This window comes from Sunxiuqinia dokdonensis (assembly GCF_001270965.1).
Taxonomy (GTDB): Bacteria; Bacteroidota; Bacteroidia; order Bacteroidales; family Prolixibacteraceae; genus Sunxiuqinia; species Sunxiuqinia dokdonensis.
Map to the genome: position 1 here is coordinate 1 of NZ_LGIA01000171.1, position 14,893 is coordinate 14,893.

The 14,893-nt window shown below is 41.2% G+C and carries 15 protein-coding genes and 1 CRISPR repeat array (1 of these 16 cut by a window edge); all 15 genes read left to right on the plus strand.

Features of this window, described 5'->3' with window-relative positions:
- Positions 1-107: 107 nt before the first annotated feature.
- The 15 genes from cas6 (at position 108) to cas2 (ending at position 13,113) form a co-directional block, all read left to right on the plus strand.
- Positions 108-887 (plus strand): CRISPR-associated endoribonuclease Cas6, encoded by a 780-nt coding sequence (gene cas6, locus NC99_RS13940; RefSeq protein ID WP_082326493.1) that lies wholly within the window; start codon positions 108-110, stop codon positions 885-887.
- A gap of 103 nt (positions 888-990) precedes the next feature.
- A complete protein-coding gene (locus NC99_RS13945; RefSeq protein ID WP_053184734.1) occupies positions 991-1,422 on the plus strand; it encodes a hypothetical protein in 432 nt (143 codons plus the stop codon).
- Between the two features lie 15 nt (positions 1,423-1,437).
- Complete coding sequence (locus NC99_RS13950) at positions 1,438-1,716, plus strand: GIY-YIG nuclease family protein (RefSeq protein ID WP_053184737.1); 279 nt, start codon at positions 1,438-1,440, stop codon at positions 1,714-1,716.
- 259 nt (positions 1,717-1,975) lie between these two features.
- The gene (locus tag NC99_RS13960; RefSeq protein ID WP_053184741.1) at positions 1,976-2,362 is read left to right on the plus strand and encodes an HU family DNA-binding protein; all 387 of its coding nucleotides are present in this window, start codon (positions 1,976-1,978) and stop codon (positions 2,360-2,362) included.
- Between the two features lie 240 nt (positions 2,363-2,602).
- Positions 2,603-5,119 (plus strand): CRISPR-associated helicase Cas3', encoded by a 2,517-nt coding sequence (cas3, locus tag NC99_RS13965; protein WP_157624903.1) that lies wholly within the window; start codon positions 2,603-2,605, stop codon positions 5,117-5,119.
- On the plus strand, positions 5,064-6,800 hold the full coding sequence (locus tag NC99_RS13970; RefSeq protein WP_053184747.1) for a hypothetical protein: 1,737 nt from the start codon (positions 5,064-5,066) through the stop codon (positions 6,798-6,800). Before cas3 ends, NC99_RS13970 begins: the two co-directional genes overlap by 56 nt.
- 22 nt (positions 6,801-6,822) lie before the next feature.
- Entirely contained in the window at positions 6,823-7,800 is a 978-nt protein-coding gene (locus tag NC99_RS13975) for a DevR family CRISPR-associated autoregulator (RefSeq protein WP_053184749.1), read from the plus strand.
- A 2-nt stretch (positions 7,801-7,802) separates the two neighbouring features.
- Positions 7,803-8,459 carry a hypothetical protein gene (locus tag NC99_RS13980; RefSeq protein WP_053184752.1) on the plus strand — a complete coding sequence of 219 codons (657 nt, stop codon included), beginning with the start codon at positions 7,803-7,805 and terminating at the stop codon, positions 8,457-8,459.
- Between the two features lie 54 nt (positions 8,460-8,513).
- Positions 8,514-9,176, plus strand: a complete 663-nt coding sequence (locus NC99_RS13985; RefSeq protein WP_053184755.1) for a hypothetical protein — start codon at positions 8,514-8,516, stop codon at positions 9,174-9,176.
- 18 nt (positions 9,177-9,194) lie between these two features.
- Entirely contained in the window at positions 9,195-10,112 is a 918-nt protein-coding gene (locus NC99_RS13990; protein WP_053184757.1) for a UPF0158 family protein, read from the plus strand.
- A gap of 115 nt (positions 10,113-10,227) precedes the next feature.
- On the plus strand, positions 10,228-10,743 hold the full coding sequence (locus NC99_RS13995; protein WP_053184760.1) for a hypothetical protein: 516 nt from the start codon (positions 10,228-10,230) through the stop codon (positions 10,741-10,743).
- 53 nt (positions 10,744-10,796) lie between these two features.
- Positions 10,797-11,303 (plus strand): CRISPR-associated protein Cas4, encoded by a 507-nt coding sequence (cas4, locus tag NC99_RS14000; protein WP_053184764.1) that lies wholly within the window; start codon positions 10,797-10,799, stop codon positions 11,301-11,303.
- A gap of 40 nt (positions 11,304-11,343) precedes the next feature.
- Complete coding sequence (locus NC99_RS14005; RefSeq protein ID WP_053184767.1) at positions 11,344-11,736, plus strand: GxxExxY protein; 393 nt, start codon at positions 11,344-11,346, stop codon at positions 11,734-11,736.
- 109 nt (positions 11,737-11,845) lie between these two features.
- Positions 11,846-12,850, plus strand: a complete 1,005-nt coding sequence (cas1b, locus tag NC99_RS14010; RefSeq protein ID WP_053184770.1) for a type I-B CRISPR-associated endonuclease Cas1b — start codon at positions 11,846-11,848, stop codon at positions 12,848-12,850.
- Positions 12,850-13,113 (plus strand): CRISPR-associated endonuclease Cas2, encoded by a 264-nt coding sequence (gene cas2 / locus NC99_RS14015; protein ID WP_053184774.1) that lies wholly within the window; start codon positions 12,850-12,852, stop codon positions 13,111-13,113. Before cas1b ends, cas2 begins: the two co-directional genes overlap by 1 nt.
- Positions 13,114-13,339: 226 nt before the next feature.
- Positions 13,340-14,893: direct repeats of the CRISPR family, unit length 30 nt; unit sequence CCACCAATCGCACCATACTGGAATTGAAAT (it continues 3,257 nt past the right edge of the window).

A 14,893-nucleotide genomic window follows, 5' to 3' on the forward strand; every position in this document is an offset into this window, starting at 1 on the left:
GGTCCATCATGCGGGCGACCACTTTATTTTCGTCACGCGGCAAATAGCCTAACTTGGCTTCGCCCTGGAAGAAAGTTATTACCATAAAATAAAAATGAAGGTTTTTTATGAGATTTAGAATCACATTCAACCGTACCGGAAAACAGCGCATGCTTCCCATCGATTACCAGTATTTTTTGAGCGCATGGATTTACAAGGTGATTGGCCAGGCCGACCGGGAGTTTTCCAGCTTTCTGCATACCGAAGGTTATTCCTCCGGATACAAACATTTTAAACTGTTTTGCTATTCGCCCCTAAACTTTGGGCGGCCCCGGTTATGGAAAGAAAAGGCGTTATTCGAAATCCAGGCCGACCAGCTTTTTCTGCACGTTTCCTTTCGCATGCACGAAGCCGCCGAGAAATTCATCATTGGCCTGTTCAACCGGCAGCAACTCTATCTTGGAGACCGGTTTAACGGGCTTGACCTCGAAGTGACCCAGGTGGAGCGCCTGCCTGAGCTCGCCCTGATGGAAACAACCAACTATAAAGCCTGGTCGCCGGTGGTGGTAAGCTACAAAGAAGAGAACCGGCACACCTATGCCCAGTATATGCCGCCCGGTGCGGACGGCTACGAAGCCTTTCTGAAAGAAAACCTTCTCAGTAAATACCAATCCATTCCGAATGTGGAGCCACTGCCCGAAAATTTCGCTTTCAGCCTACAGGTGCATGGTGTTCCAAAATCGAAGCTGATTACCATCAAGCCAGGTACGCCGCAGCAAAGCAAGGTGCGGGGTTTTGTGTATGACTTTACGCTCACTTGCCCGGTCAAACTGCACCAGCTTTTGCTCGACTGCGGAATTGGGGAGAAAAACTCGATGGGTTTCGGCTGGGTAGAGCCGGGGGATTGAAGAGATTGAGGAAACAAAGCTTCGTCAGCGGTTAAAAGCGCCGATGGGCATAACAAGATTAAGTGGCATTAAAATAAATAGTAGAATCGACAAGATCTAAAACATGCAAGAAATCGAACCACTGACCTACGGGAGGTACTACCACATTTATAGTCATGGGGTTGGCAACCGCGATTTATTCCGTGAAACCGACAATTATGACTACTTTCTTGACTTATACGATAAGCATATCAGTCCGATTGCCGAGACATATGCCTGGGTGCTGATGAAGAACCATTTTCATTTGTTGGTGAGGATCAGAAACGTTGATGAATGTTTAAACCTGACAGGTTTCGAAAACCTGTCAGGTTTAAAACCGCTGCACCAACATTTTTCCAACTTATTTAACGCCTATACAAAAGCTTTCAACAAATACTACGAAACCCGAGGCAGCCTATTCGAACGCCCTTTCAAACGTAAGCGAATTCACCATAAAGCCTATTTTAAAAGTATCGTCCTCTATATTCACAACAACCCTGTCCACCCTGTCAAATAATTTCAAATTTTCAGCATGAAACAGTTCTATTACATATACGTGTTGCGAAGCCTGAAGGACGAGAAAAACTATACAGGCTATACAAAAAATTTAAAATTAAGATTTGAACAGCATACCAATGGTGAAGTAGAATCGACCAGAAACAGACGGCCGCTGGTTCTAATTTATTTTGAAGGTTGTTTGAATCAACAGGATGCCATGCACCGGGAAAAGTATTTGAAAACCCACTACGGGATAATGTATTTGAAAAACAGATTAAAACAATGGAGCAATGAAGGTTCAAATCTTATTTGACAGGGTCCACCATGGATTTTGCAGTCACCCGCTGGAATACCCTTGGAGCTCGTATCTGACCTGCATTTCGTTAAAACCGACAAAATTAAAAAGAGACACCGTAATGGGATGGTTTGACAATGAGGCGAATTTTAAAAACAAGCACAACGATAAAGTAGACCTAAAAAAAATTGAAAGATGGTTAGAACTATAGTTAATCCGGAAAAGAGATTACCAGTCGCACCCTACGGGAATTTATAAATTTTTAATCGCAACCGATATGAGTATTAAATTTAAAGTAATTGAACGCGGCGAACCCGGAGTCGTTGGCGGAGGCACCAAGAAGTATTATGCAACAGCCGTATCATCGGGAGAAATGTCGCTCGAAGAGGCCACTGCTGCAATCGAGGAGTCAAGCACCGTAAGTGGAGCCGATATCCGTGCGGTACTTTACGCGCTGGTTTCCCTGATGTCCAAATCGCTGGCCAAGGGGGAAATTGTTCGACTGGGCGACTTGGGAAGCTTGCGGATGAGCGTCAGCAGCAAGGCCGAAGCCGCTGCTGATGATGTCGCATCATCCAGCATTACCGGGGTAAAAACAATCTTTACCCCCGGCCCCAGGCTGAAAGATGCCATGAAGCTGATGAAGTACGAAAAAGTCTCTTAATAACAGGCTTCAAACGATTCACTAAAAGCCGGTTGATCCTTTGACTGGAATTAACCGGCTTGATGCCCAAAAATCATAAGCGTCAAATGCAAAAATGATGCTTATGATTTTAAAAATGATAAGCATGAAATTGGAAAACCATAAGCATGAAATTTGGATCTAGTCCTGAAGGGTCTTTAATAGCTATCAGGATTGGGGAATAACGCGGTTTGGAAAAAGGGGAAAAAATTGAAACGAAATATGAAGATTGAAAAATTTTACAAATCAACTACAGGCTTTGCACCGTACCAATATCAATTAAAGGTGGCGGAGCTATTACTAAGTGGGGAAAATGTGATACTTACCGTCCCTACGGGTGCAGGAAAAACATGGGCTTCGGTTATTCCATTCCTGTACGCTCAGCAAACAGGTAAATTAGAGTTTCCTCAAAAGATGATTTATAGTCTCCCTCTTCGGACACTTACCAATTCCATCTATTCCGATGTTACCAAAGTTCTAAAAGAGAATGAAGCATTTGAAGGTGCAGCATCTATTCACACAGGCGAATACAAAAATGACCAACACTTTGAAAACGATATTATCTTTTCAACCATTGATCAATCGCTGAGTAATTTTTTGTGCTTCCCGCTTTCTCTATCGAAACGACAAGCAAATGTTAACGCTGGTGCTATGGTTGGAAGTTATTTAGTATTTGATGAGTTCCATTTACTTGACCCCAAATTGTCAATGGCAACTACAATTGGGATGTTGAAGACCCTGAAAAACCTGTGTCGGTTTTGCATCATGACTGCCACATTGAGCGAGGAATATATAAACAATTTGAAAGAAGCTGTTAATGCAGAGGTTGTTTCAATCAATGATTTTCCAGATGATGCGGCAATAGTTAATTCGTTAAAAGTTCCTGAAGGACGCAAAGCAAAGAAGACTGTAGTTGTAAAAGATGAAACGATTAATGCCCAAACGATATTAAAACGGCACATGAAGAAAACTATTGTCATTTGCAACCGCGTTGAAAAAGCACAGCAGCTTTATAACGATTTAATTTCTCTGACAGGGTTCGAAACCCTGTCAGGGATAAACCACAAAAATATCATCTGCCTCCATTCCCGTTTTTTTGATGAAGATCGAAAAAAGAAAGAAGAAGATTTAAAACAGCTTTTTGGAAATAAAAACGGAGAAAGTGCCATTCTGATTTCAACGCAAGTGATTGAAGCCGGAATGGATATTTCGTGCGACACGATGCATGTTGAAATTTCGCCAATCAACTCCTTTTTACAACGTGCAGGGCGCTGCGCTCGTTGGGAAGGCGAATATGGAGAAATCTTTGTGTATGATATTCTGGAATTGGAGGAACACGAGAAGCTTGAAATTGAAACGGCCAATGAGGAGGAAGAAAAACAAAAGAAAGCAATCAATAATAAATACTTGCCTTACGATAAGAAGCTTTGTGAGAAAACGTATGCAAAACTAAAAGACGTTTCATCACTCGACAAAGATATTTCACAACAGTTGGTTGATGAAATCCTGACAAATCAGGAATTGGCAGATTTCACACTCATTAAACAGGGAAACTTTAACCGTTCCAAAATGCAACAGTCTTGGGAGACCTGTGAAAAGAACATGTATTCCCAGACAATACGCGACATTCAGAGCATTGAGATTGCAATTATTGATACTGCAAGGGAGACGCGAGATGCATTTATGCCATATAAATTCCAAACGATCGGACTGTACAAATGGTCGTTTATTAAATGGTCTAAAGAGATTCTCGAACAAAACGAAGATGTAATTTTCAAAGCTGAAAGCAACAAAGACTCACAGTTTATTGACTGGGATACTTTAGACAAAGAGGGCTTTACCTTAAAACCAATCAATGATCCGTATTTGCTCAAAAATTGCTACGATACCGTTTTTGTCGATAAATCCGTATTCAGATATACATCAGGGGCTGGTCTCGAAATGGGCGCAGGAAACACGTGTTCGCCGCTCAAGCCTTATGAGAAAAAAGAAAAAGAAACGATCGAATACCGAAAAGACACCTTTTGGCAGCACAACAAGGCTATTATTGGTTGTTACGAGCAGGAATTTAAAACCAACCTTCAGTTTGCATTTAAGCAACTGGATAAATACTGGGGCGAAAGTATTGATTGGGACAAACTGATCAAAGCCATGATTTGCCTGCACGACTACGGAAAGCTTAATGCTGCTTGGCAGAAGCCAATGAGAGAACTGCAAATACTCAAAGGCAATTATGAACCCGATGAAGTTTTAGCTCACAGCGATTTTAACGAACTTACCGACAAAGAAATTGAAAAGCAAAGCGGAGCAAAGAATAAACCACCTCATGCAGGAGCAGGAGCATTTGCATTTATTGAAAGTGCAGAGGCAATAATTGACTCAACTGAATATGAAGATCTCGCCAATTCAGTTTCAACAGCAATATTAAAACATCATGGAGTTGAAACCGAAACATACGCGGATTTTGAAATCACACAAGTGCATTACAAAGAAATTGAACGGTTACTTGGGGAGATTGATATAAAAGCAACACTCCCACAAAAAGCACGAGGCGGAAGATTGACAGACTATGTACCTCAAAACAACGAAGAATGGGTAATTTATTTTCTACTCGTTCGGATACTTCGATTATGTGATCAGAAAGCGACAATGAATCTTGAAAAATATCTAAAAATATCAGACCATGTATTCCAAATTCAAAGTAAAAAAAGGAACCGGAACATATTCCGACACGATTGAAGCATTTGGATTAGCCAATTTGCTTAATGAAATCCAGAACAGAGTCGAGCTTAATCGTCCTAAGTTGTGGATTGAGGATAAAGGTTTGTATTATGAACTCACCTCAAGACCTGAAATTCAACTTGAACAAATTCGAAAACTTAGCTACTTCCCATTATTTCAATATGTAGTTCGAGATACGTCAGAAACTTTTGATGAAGACTATTTCGATTATCCGAAGCAACGTGATTTGAAAAAAGAACGACAAGAACTCACTCAAAAAGCTTATAAAGAGTTTACAGGCAAAGACAAGTCAGGCCAATTAAAACTAAAACTCAGAGAGATTGAACGCATCTATTCCGAAGAGAAATTTATATCACCACAATTGGATGTTTATAGTCAAGCATCAACCAACAATAATTTTGAAGTTTTCAAAAAGCTATATAACAACTTTTATTTAAACAAAGTTTCATTCCCTATATTGATTAAATATATTTTTGATTTTTATTCAGATAATCCAGTTGTTCTAAACTCTAAAAACTTACAGTTTTTTAATGATAAGGTTACGGCATTGCAAATTTATAACCCAAATTCGGGTAAAGGACAAAACAGACCAAAAGCATCTGGTTCTGGAGCTAAAGGAATAGATTCAACATGGATAAGCGAAACAATGAAGATATCAGGAGCTTTAACCAACATGCTATGTCAACTAGTTAAGGTTGGTAGTAGTTATGATATGAAAGTTGTTGTGCCCGACTTCAAGAAAGCTGAATACAATTTACAGAGACAAATTGTACTGTCATTCAAAAAAAATATAAAAGGAAATACTCCTTTGAAAGTTGATATTCTGAACCTTTTAATCGTCAACAAACAACTCTTAGAAAATACCGAGGAATACAAAGGCTTTAAAGCAAAAAATATCTTAACAGGACTTCATTCAACCTATCAAAAGGATTTGGGACAAAATAAGGCAGTTGTGAATATTGCCGAACTCCTAACTCCCGATTTTATTGAATTCGACACTGAAGATGAAGCAAAAGATTGGGTGGAATTTTTTATAGAGCAGATCAATATTATTGGGAGCATTGAAGAATTAGGTGATGCAACACAGGGCTTGATTGCTTATCGAACATTCTTAACCAGCTCACATTTTCAAAGCTGGACTAAATTCATTTTCTGGTATGCAGGGCACATCATGTCAAATTTTTCAAGAAATAAATACGCATTGCCATTTAAAGTAACATCATTAAATAAATTCTTTAAAAATATGAATATGAATGAATTTAAAATCTCTGAGATCATCTCCAATGAGGGATTTCAGAAAGTGGCTTATGCCATTCGCAAAAGTACGGTAACCTTGCAGTACACACCAAAAGACCAACGTAAGTTTGAAATCCGATATGGATTAGCTCAAACTTTGCAAAACAAATCAAAATCAGCAGCTGATTTAGCAGGATTCATTGGTGAATTTATTGCCACTTTTAATGCAGAAACAGCGCGTTATGCTGAAAAAAACGGCACAGTCTTAAGAGCAAATATTCGCGAGAATGAATTAAGTATGTTTTATGGACTTCTTGATAAATATCCATCTAAAGTTGTCGGGGCCTTGCTCGCATCATATGGCTTTGCCTTGACCGAAAAAGAAGCAAATAAGGTTGGGGCTGAAGAACAGATTGTAAATGAAGCATCAATAGAACAATAATAACCAATAAAATAAAAATATCATGACAAAACAAATTGCATCTATCTCAATCAGTGGTGAAATCACCCTGAACATGCACTCTTTAAATAACGAAGGAGGCGAAGGAAACCAAATTATGACCCGCCAATTAACTATCGTTGACAAAGATGGTCAGGAACATACCGTTAACGGCATCAGTGGTGACATGTTTAAGCATATACATGCAGGGCATTTGGTTAACCATTGTATCGATAACGGAATTGAACTAAGCCAATATTCAAGAGCATTAAATCCCAACCGAATTTCATCGGCTGAATTACTGAGCTACATTACGGAAAGTAAAAAGAAAAATGAAAAAGCAGGTGTAGTAATTGATGCACTTATCAACTCTTGCACGGTCTGTGATACGCATGGAATATTAATCACCGATAAAATTGGGGACAATAAAGATAGTTCAAATACACCACGCAAATCAGTAATTGAATTTGGCTGGACAATTGGCATTCCAGGAAAGAACAACAGCGAGACCTATTTGCATACAAAGGTGGTTCATAGTTCTACCGGAGTGAAAGGTGAAAGTTCAAACGAAGGTCAAAATATTTTTCACCGTCCAGCCAATCATGGAGCTTATGCTTTCGTTTGCAATATCGACACCTACCGAATTGGATTCAATGACATTGACAGGATTTATTCAATTGATGACGACAAACGCCAAGCACGGTACAAGGCAATTTTGCAGTCTTTATTGAGTTCCTTTTTGAATCCACGAGGTGCAATGACCAGTAGTCAGAAGCCTCACATTACTGATTTCAGGGGGGTTGTAACTTATTCCGAAAAATTGATTCCTGCCCCAACTGTTAGCTCAATAAATCCTGAATACGTTCAAGAAATTGGAATGATCACCTCGAATTTAAATGAAATTGAGAATGGGGCAATCACGGCTATCGAATTCAATGGATTAGGCGAACTCTCGGGAATTATCAAAGACCTAATAGCAGAACAACCTTATAAACTAAGCTGAAGATGAAGTTTTCTGTCATTTATCAGCCAACAAACTTGTTCTCATTGAAAGAAAGCAACTCGACCAATTCGGGCGCAAAATCTTTACTGATCCCTTCGCCTTATTCTATTAAGATGGCATTGTTCAATCAGGCAATAACCATTGATGGAAAAGACATTTTCGAGGAAAAGAAAAGTAAAGAGTTTGCTTTTATTAAAGATGCTATAATTGAATATCGGGTTTTAGGCAGCTTCTGTCTGAACAACTGCTTTGTGACCATTCAATCGCTGAGAGATGGAAAATATCGTGGGAAGCCTTCTTTCCGTGAATACATATACCTTTCAGACAATATTGAAATCATATTCGATGTAAAAAGCGAAGAAGCTAAGCAGTACCTACAGAAATACCTGCACCGGATAAATTTTTTTGGAAAACGAGGTTGCTTTTTTCAATTCGTTGGCTACCGGGACAATCCCGGCGAACCAAATGTAAAAGAATTCGATGCATCTGATTTTTCTTCGGGTCTGCTACAAGAATTCGATGACATTTCACCCAATGCACAGTTTAAAAATGTAGATAATTTCGATAAATCTGGAGCTAAACGAGACAAACACATCTTTGTAATTCCCGTTAGGAAAATGAATTCATCAAAATCGTACACTCATTTTCGGTGTATTTAACCACCAATCCTGACAGGTCTCCAAAACCCTGTCAGGATTAAACACTTAACAGCTATGGACGACAACGAGGATTTTGATCCCTTTAAAGGCAAAAGCAAAGAAGAACGGCGCGAGCTGGAAGAGTTTGCCCGACGTTACTTCAGCATCCGGGCCGAAATGGACAAGCTGGAAGAAGAGTCAAAGGTTTATTATGCCCAGCGTGGACGTTTTATAGACCGATTGCCAAGGGAAGTCCGGGCTGTTTCCATTGATTTTTATCCCAAATACCGTCCCGTATTTCCGGGCGTTAACAGCGACTTGGAAGACGTAGCCCTCCTCCTGTTCGACGACGTGACTAATCTTTGCGACCATTATATTGACGAGAAGCCGGGGTACTACCGCAAACTGTACGAAGCCAGCTTCGAACTAAGAACAGGTCTTGACTATTTTAAAGACAGGACCAATATTCCCAGGTACAAAGAAATCATGCAGGTGGTAAGCAGAAACTTTGAACGGGAGTATGTGGAAGGTTTTTATTTCGAATGTTACCGGAAACACCTGCACCTGCTCCTGAAAAGGCTTTCTACCGAATTTACTCCTCAAATCTATGAACTTCCGGGGCTGGGCCTCAGAGAATTGGATGGACTTTTGTACATCGCTATGCTTGATATTTTCGATATCATCTGCAACGCCGAGCCACCTCAATCCCATCAATCTGGTTCAATCCCATCAATCTAACACCAATCCTTATCAATCATGAAACGCTACATCGAACAACTGATTGAAGACCTCGAACAGGTCGCCAAAAATCCGCCATCGCCGGTTTACATCAACACGCCACCGCATCTGGACAATCAGCCGGAAACAGCCGAGCTGGCACTAGTGCCTTTTAAGCCCATTTCGGAATGGACAAGTATTCCACAGGAAGCTTTCCCGCAAATAACCGACTTGGAAGGCGACCAGTGGGGAAGGGTGAACGAAGCCATTTTTAAGGTTTTCGATTCACTGAGGTTAACACTGGTTGATGCCCCACAGGAAATACCGCCTGAAATTTTGTACGAAGTGCTGACTACCAACTGGGACCATCCGGTACAGTATCTTCCCTCTTCCGGAATGGATCTGGAGCTTTGCACCGGCAACCCGCAAACCTGTCCTTACGGCGACTATTGCGATTGCGGAGAGGAATTCGATGAATACGAACTCCCCGAAAAGTTTGCTGCCTGTATCAACCCAATCGCTCAATCGATCGATGCCAGCTTGATTTGCTACCTCAATCCCGAAACATTGGAAATGGAACAGATTCCAAAATTGTTGATGGATGACCCCCGCGAATATCAACTGATAACCGGTTTTGGTTTGGAAGATGAAGAAATGAAACATGAGCAGTGGGAGGAATGCTATGTTTTCGAACCGCTCGACTCAAGCGAATCATTTAAAATAATGGAACGTTTTGCCGAAAGCCTGGACGATGAAATTTTACAGGAAGAACTCTTTTATGTGCTGAACCACCGGAAACCCTTTGCAAATTTTAAGGCTGTAATCGACAACTCAGAACATCGAGAAAACTGGTTCTACTTTAAAATGAACTGGCTGGAGGATCATGTAAAATCGATCATTTATTCTGAAATTCATAAAATACCCGGAGATTCTGACGATGATGAATTACCTTTTTGAGATTGAGGGAAGATCGAAAACGAAGATTGACAAGAAAACACTCATTCAATCTTCCATCAATCGAAATCAATCCCCTCAATTTCATTCAATCTAAAATCAATCTAAAATTCAATCCATGCACCACTACATTACCCAACTTATTGAAGATCTGCATGAAATTGCACAAAAGGCAAGTCCATCAGGAAAAGCCGAAGAAGAAACGGTTAGCGACGACGAAGCATTTCTCAAACACATTGAAGATGTTGAAAATTACCTGCATGGCGAGCAACTGCCAATTTCAGAAATTACAGGAATCTTGCCTGAACAACTGCCACCTCCCGAAAAGCTCAACGAAAGCCAAAAGGAACAATTATCGATTGAATTGGAGAACTTTCTGGCACATTTTCATTTTTCGCTCGATTTTCCCCAAAACTACCCCAAGCATTTGCGCTATCCGTTTATAAGAGAATTCTGGTCTGAAAAACATACACCGATGCAGTTCGGCACCAGTCACATTGAATTTTGCGAATACGACAAAGCCAACTGCCCCTTCCCCGGTTACTGCACTTCTTGCGACGAATTTGAAATTGAAGACAAAGACCTTGACATGGACAAATTCAAAGGTTTGGATGAAAACGAACTACCCTATTAGCAAACATTCAATCCCATCAATCCCATTCAATCTTTCATCAATCCCCTCAATCCATGCAAACCACCGGCACCCATTTCAACTACTACCTCATCTGTCACCGCAAGCTGTGGCTGTTTGCCAATGGCATCAATATGGAATCGACCTCCGATTTAGTTTACGAAGGAAAGTTGTTGCACGAAACCTCTTACCCGCGCCGCAGCGAGAAGTACGAGGAAATCGCGATCGACGGCATCAAGGTCGATTATTACGATCCGAAGAACAAGGTGGTGCACGAGATCAAGAAATCGGACAAGCACGAGGAAGCCCATGAGTGGCAGGTGAAATTTTACCTGTATGTGTTGGAACAAAACGGCATTGTTGGCGCCACAGGCCTGCTGGAATATCCGCGCCTGCACAAAACCACCGAAGTATTGCTCACCACCCCCGACCGTGAAGCGATTGGTGAGATGCTGGTTGAAATTGAGAAAATTATCAATCGGGAGCATTGCCCGGAGCGCATCCCGAAAGCGAAATGTAAAAATTGCAGCTATTTCGATTTCTGCTATGCCGAAGAAGTCTGAAAAATGTCTGAACTATGATTTATTTGATTAAGAGAATACTATGATTGAAAAATATAAATACCAGGATTTGACGCATCGGATTATTGGTGCGGCGATGGAAGTGCACCGTTATCTGGGAAATGGATTTCAGGAAGTAGTTTATCAAAGAGCGTTGGCCATTGAATTGGAATTAAAGGGTGTTTATTTTGAAAGAGAAAAAGAAATGCCACTGACATACAAAGGCCATGACATTGGCACCCGGCGGGTTGATTTTTTCATTGAAAGTAAAATTATGCTGGAAATAAAAGCTGTTGTAAAGCTGGAGGATGTCCACCTGGCGCAGGCAATCAACTACCTGGAAGCCTACGGTCTTGAGATTGGTTTATTAATCAACTTTGGAAATTCGTCTCTTCAGTTTAAACGGGTAATGAAACCAAACAAAAAAATTATCTGAACTATGATTAAAATGATTTCAGGAAAACTATGATTGAATTCATTGAAAAATCATAGTCAGTCATTTAATCATTAAAATCTTAGTTCGAGACTAAATTCAAGACTGTATCATGAAAAAAACCTACTACCTATTCAACCCCGGACAACTGCAACGCCGCGACAACACGTTGAAATTTACGCCTTACGACGAGGAAGGCAACGAACAGAAGCCCCGTTTCCTACCCGTTGAGAATGTGGCCGAGCTATACTGTTTTGGGAACCTCGATGCCAATTCGGCCTTGTATAATTTTCTGGGCCAGCAACAAATTCCGATTCATTTTTTCGATTACTACGAGAATTATACCGGTTCCTTCATGCCTCGTGAGGCACTGCTTTCGGGTAAAATGCTGATTGCTCAGGTCAAGCTTCAGCAAAACAAAAAGAAACGGATTGATTTGGCGCAGCGAATTCTGGACGGTGCCAGTTTCAACATGATCAAAAATCTGAAGTATTACAACAGCCGGGGAAAAGACCTGGAACCCATCATTCAGCTGATCGACGCTCTGTCGGCCAAGATCCCCCAGACAAAAGCCATTGATGAGCTGATGGGCATTGAGGGAAACATCCGGAAAAATTATTACGAAGCCTTCGAGCTGATTATTAACGATTTCAGCATGAGTGGGCGTAATTACCGGCCACCGCAAAACGAGGTAAACGCGCTGATCTCCTTCGGCAACATGATGTGTTACAGCCAATGCATCAAGGCGATTCATCAAACCCAGCTCAACCCCACGGTAAGTTTTTTGCACGAACCGGGCGACCGTCGCTTTTCGTTGTCGCTCGACTTGGCAGAGGTTTTTAAACCCCTACTGGTGGACCGGGTAATTTTTAAGGTGATGAATAAGAAAATGATCCAGCCCTATCATTTCGAAGAACAACTCAACCGGGTTACCCTGAAGCCAAACGGGAAGAAAGCATTTGTACAGGCATTCGAAGACCGTCTCGAAGAAACCATTAAACACCGGACTTTAAACCGCTCGGTGAGCTATAAGCACCTGATCAAACTGGAGTGCTATAAACTGCAAAAACATTTGCTGGAGATTGAGGAGTACAAACCTTTTAAAATGTGGTGGTAATGTACGTCATAGCTGTATACGATGTTAATAAACGCCGGGTGGCCAAAATGCTGAAGCTTTGCCGCCGCTACTTGAACTGGATCCAGAATTCGGTTTTTGAAGGAGAGATTTCGGAAGCAAAACTACTGGAATTCAAGCATGAAGCCATGCTGCTGATGGATGAGGAAACCGATAGTTTAATTATCTTTAAAACCCGCCAGGAGAAATGGCTGGATAAAGAAGTTGTTGGCCATGAGCGCCAAAACCTGGACACTTTTCTGTAGAAAAAGTTGTCGATGGCTTTCCTGAGTAGGCTTTTTCCCATAGAACAGGAAAAAAATGAAGAAAGCCACGTTCTTTGACATACTGAAAATAAGCGATTTATATATACTTGTCGATCCCCCGGGAAAAATACCTTCTGGGGGATCGACAATCTTTTCATTAAAAAATCCGATATTTGAAAAAGTTAATCTATTGAATATGAATTTATTTTTTTGAGTCGTCGAACGGCCACCAATCGCACCATACTGGAATTGAAATATTCAAATATTGTTTTGGATTATAACACTTCGCAATTTCCACCAATCGCACCATACTGGAATTGAAATGTGCTTTGCCCTTATTGGCTCCGGCTGTAATTCGCCACCAATCGCACCATACTGGAATTGAAATTTCTGTCTTAATTCTTCGATGCTTTTCGGCTCTGCTCCACCAATCGCACCATACTGGAATTGAAATGTGAACTGAAGCAGGAAGATTTTCAACAGTTAAACCACCAATCGCACCATACTGGAATTGAAATAAATAAAAACCAGCTTTTTCATATTCTGTTTGATCTCCACCAATCGCACCATACTGGAATTGAAATATTGGAGGCAGGAAAGAAGCTTGCACGGGTTATCTCCCCACCAATCGCACCATACTGGAATTGAAATGGATGACTCGTTTATTGATGAAATGCGGGAACGCCTGCCACCAATCGCACCATACTGGAATTGAAATTTTTTATCCGGCGTGTAGCCTGTTGCGGGGTCTTTCCACCAATCGCACCATACTGGAATTGAAATATGTTCCTGAACTTGTCACGGGAGAACCTGACACCCACCAATCGCACCATACTGGAATTGAAATACAGCTTTCTCTAACTTTTCACGGATCGCGTCAATCCACCAATCGCACCATACTGGAATTGAAATGATGCAAATGTGAACGCGCCCTGATTGCGATTTCCTTCCACCAATCGCACCATACTGGAATTGAAATTTTGTATGGCCTGAAAAATTAAAAAAACAATGGTTCCACCAATCGCACCATACTGGAATTGAAATGTAGATACCCTGATCGACGGCGTAGGTCACAACTTTCCACCAATCGCACCATACTGGAATTGAAATCGAGTGGAGGCGGTGGGGGTCGAACCCACGTCCAAACCCACCAATCGCACCATACTGGAATTGAAATTCAACAGGCCAGACAGGTGGCAACTCGCGAACCTCCACCAATCGCACCATACTGGAATTGAAATCTAGACGGCCGGTTTTCGATTCAGCTTGTTAGCGCTCCACCAATCGCACCATACTGGAATTGAAATTTGGTTTTTTATTTACCAATAAAGCATCTTTCTTCCACCAATCGCACCATACTGGAATTGAAATCGAAAACAAGCTTACAGACGAAGAAATTTACGCTCCCACCAATCGCACCATACTGGAATTGAAATGCGGCATTGCTTCGACTGAAAAAGAGGCAACAGCTACCACCAATCGCACCATACTGGAATTGAAATTTATTACCCTGCTATGTTTGCAAGTGAGGATGCTGCCACCAATCGCACCATACTGGAATTGAAATAGTGCTGCAAGTGGTCGGGAGCTTCATGCAACAAACCACCAATCGCACCATACTGGAATTGAAATTTTGAACCATTTCGGATAAACCCCAACCACAAAATCCCACCAATCGCACCATACTGGAATTGAAATTACGTTTGCATTGATCAAGCTTTCGTAGTCATTTCCACCAATCGCACCATACTGGAATTGAAATTTGAAGCGATCCGTTCAA

Bases quoted from the DNA above. Each gene is read 5' to 3' on its own strand.
- cas6 (WP_082326493.1), top strand. From the start codon at position 108: ATGAGATTTAGAATCACATTCAACCGTACCGGAAAACAGCGCATGCTT.
- NC99_RS13945 (WP_053184734.1), top strand. From the start codon at position 991: ATGCAAGAAATCGAACCACTGACCTACGGGAGGTACTACCACATTTAT.
- NC99_RS13950 (WP_053184737.1), top strand. From the start codon at position 1,438: ATGAAACAGTTCTATTACATATACGTGTTGCGAAGCCTGAAGGACGAG.
- NC99_RS13960 (WP_053184741.1), top strand. From the start codon at position 1,976: ATGAGTATTAAATTTAAAGTAATTGAACGCGGCGAACCCGGAGTCGTT.
- cas3 (WP_157624903.1), top strand. From the start codon at position 2,603: ATGAAGATTGAAAAATTTTACAAATCAACTACAGGCTTTGCACCGTAC.
- NC99_RS13970 (WP_053184747.1), top strand. From the start codon at position 5,064: ATGTATTCCAAATTCAAAGTAAAAAAAGGAACCGGAACATATTCCGAC.
- NC99_RS13975 (WP_053184749.1), top strand. From the start codon at position 6,823: ATGACAAAACAAATTGCATCTATCTCAATCAGTGGTGAAATCACCCTG.
- NC99_RS13980 (WP_053184752.1), top strand. From the start codon at position 7,803: ATGAAGTTTTCTGTCATTTATCAGCCAACAAACTTGTTCTCATTGAAA.
- NC99_RS13985 (WP_053184755.1), top strand. From the start codon at position 8,514: ATGGACGACAACGAGGATTTTGATCCCTTTAAAGGCAAAAGCAAAGAA.
- NC99_RS13990 (WP_053184757.1), top strand. From the start codon at position 9,195: ATGAAACGCTACATCGAACAACTGATTGAAGACCTCGAACAGGTCGCC.
- NC99_RS13995 (WP_053184760.1), top strand. From the start codon at position 10,228: ATGCACCACTACATTACCCAACTTATTGAAGATCTGCATGAAATTGCA.
- cas4 (WP_053184764.1), top strand. From the start codon at position 10,797: ATGCAAACCACCGGCACCCATTTCAACTACTACCTCATCTGTCACCGC.
- NC99_RS14005 (WP_053184767.1), top strand. From the start codon at position 11,344: ATGATTGAAAAATATAAATACCAGGATTTGACGCATCGGATTATTGGT.
- cas1b (WP_053184770.1), top strand. From the start codon at position 11,846: ATGAAAAAAACCTACTACCTATTCAACCCCGGACAACTGCAACGCCGC.
- cas2 (WP_053184774.1), top strand. From the start codon at position 12,850: ATGTACGTCATAGCTGTATACGATGTTAATAAACGCCGGGTGGCCAAA.